The following is a 1,629-nucleotide window of genomic DNA, read 5'->3' as shown; positions in this document are numbered from 1 at the left end:
CCTTGGCAAGGTGATGTTCTACCACTGAACTACTTCCGCAAAATGGCTGGGCTAGCAGGATTCGAACCTACGCATGACGGAGTCAAAGTCCGTTGCCTTACCGCTTGGCTATAGCCCAATAAATTTAGTTATAAATGTAATATGGGGCGGCTGATGGGAATCGAACCCACGAATGCCGGAACCACAATCCGGTGCGTTAACCACTTCGCCACAACCGCCATATTATAAAATAGTTTTGGCAGGGGCAGTAGGAATTGAACCCACACTGACGGTTTTGGAGACCGTAGTTCTACCTTTAAACTATGCCCCTATAAATAGGAATGGTGGAGGGGGACGGATTCGAACCGCCGAACCCTCAGGGAGCGGATTTACAGTCCGCCGCGTTTAGCCACTTCGCTACCCCTCCAGCATATATGGTGGCTCGGGACGGAATCGAACCGCCGACACATGGATTTTCAGTCCATTGCTCTACCGACTGAGCTACCGAGCCAGATTTGATCTATAAAAAGCTGTTAACTTACAGCTTTTCTCAAACTTTAAAAAGGAATGTTATAATGGCGGTCCCGACGGGAATCGAACCCGCGATCTCCTGCGTGACAGGCAGGCATGTTAACCGCTACACCACGGGACCACTTTTTGGTTGCACTCTTCAAGCACTACTTTTATTATCTTCCTAGTAGTAGATCAGAGCAGGTATAAAAATTATTGGTTGCGGGGATAGGATTTGAACCTATGACCTTCGGGTTATGAGCCCGACGAGCTACCAGACTGCTCCACCCCGCGGTAATATAAATTAATATGGTGGAGGATGACGGGCTCGAACCGCCGACCCCCTGCTTGTAAGGCAGGTGCTCTCCCAGCTGAGCTAATCCTCCATAAAGCTATTGTTGCTAATTTTTTTAGTTGGTGACCCGTACGGGATTCGAACCCGTGTTACCGCCGTGAAAGGGCGGTGTCTTAACCGCTTGACCAACGGGCCAATACTATTTTTAAAATATTTAATAATAAATTATGGCGGAGGAAGAGGGATTCGAACCCCCGCGCGGTTTAACCCGCCTGTCGGTTTTCAAGACCGATCCCTTCAGCCGGACTTGGGTATTCCTCCATAACTATTATTAGTGAACTTCTCCAACATCAGTATAATGGTAGCGGCGGAGGGAGTCGAACCCACGACCTCACGGGTATGAACCGTACGCTCTAGCCAGCTGAGCTACACCGCCATTATAAAAAAACTATAAATATATATATGGTGGAGCCTAGCGGGATCGAACCGCTGACCTCCTGCGTGCAAGGCAGGCGCTCTCCCAGCTGAGCTAAGGCCCCTTAACCTGAGAGTGGTTCTCTCAAAACTGGATAATGGCTAGATGAATTCAACGCTTTATTATTGTCTAGCTTCAATGCCTAGATTTTTGTGTCGTTTCACTTCTTCAGTTGAAGTTACCACTTCGCCTTCTGAAGCTCCAATGCACTGCAAATCTGACCAAGGCATTTCCGCCTTTCATATTTGGATAAGTCCTCGACCGATTAGTATCTCTCAGCTCCACGTGTCGCCACGCTTCCACCCGAGACCTATCAACCTCATCATCTCTAAGGGGTCTTACTTACTTAACGTAATGGGAAATCTCATCT

The 1,629-nt window shown here is 48.3% G+C and carries 12 tRNA genes and 1 rRNA gene; all 13 read right to left on the bottom strand.

From position 1 onward, the window contains the following. Positions 1-43: 43 nt before the first annotated feature. A tRNA-Gln gene (locus tag N7Z68_RS24175) sits at positions 44-118 on the bottom strand. A gap of 24 nt (positions 119-142) precedes the next feature. Then, positions 143-218, bottom strand: a tRNA-His gene (locus N7Z68_RS24170). A gap of 18 nt (positions 219-236) precedes the next feature. After that, a tRNA-Trp gene (locus tag N7Z68_RS24165) sits at positions 237-310 on the bottom strand. A gap of 11 nt (positions 311-321) precedes the next feature. After that, positions 322-406: transfer RNA gene (locus N7Z68_RS24160), tRNA-Tyr, on the bottom strand. An 8-nt stretch (positions 407-414) separates the two neighbouring features. Beyond that, positions 415-490: transfer RNA gene (locus N7Z68_RS24155), tRNA-Phe, on the bottom strand. A 65-nt stretch (positions 491-555) separates the two neighbouring features. Continuing rightward, positions 556-631: transfer RNA gene (locus N7Z68_RS24150), tRNA-Asp, on the bottom strand. 75 nt (positions 632-706) lie between these two features. Beyond that, positions 707-783, bottom strand: a tRNA-Met gene (locus tag N7Z68_RS24145). A gap of 16 nt (positions 784-799) precedes the next feature. Further along, positions 800-875 (bottom strand) — tRNA-Val (locus tag N7Z68_RS24140). 29 nt (positions 876-904) lie between these two features. Then, positions 905-979 (bottom strand) — tRNA-Glu (locus N7Z68_RS24135). Positions 980-1,012: 33 nt separating this feature from the next. After that, positions 1,013-1,105, bottom strand: a tRNA-Ser gene (locus N7Z68_RS24130). A gap of 38 nt (positions 1,106-1,143) precedes the next feature. Then, a tRNA-Met gene (locus tag N7Z68_RS24125) sits at positions 1,144-1,220 on the bottom strand. A gap of 27 nt (positions 1,221-1,247) precedes the next feature. Continuing rightward, positions 1,248-1,323, bottom strand: a tRNA-Ala gene (locus N7Z68_RS24120). A gap of 181 nt (positions 1,324-1,504) precedes the next feature. Next, positions 1,505-1,629: ribosomal RNA gene (locus N7Z68_RS24115) — 23S ribosomal RNA — on the bottom strand; the annotation flags it as partial.

Origin of the sequence: Alkalihalobacterium chitinilyticum (genome assembly GCF_029028005.1) — a bacterium.
Lineage (GTDB): Bacteria > Bacillota > Bacilli > Bacillales > Bacillaceae_F > Alkalihalobacterium > Alkalihalobacterium chitinilyticum.
The sequence above is the reverse complement of the archived record's forward strand: the minus strand, read 5'-3'. Positions and strand labels throughout refer to the sequence as shown.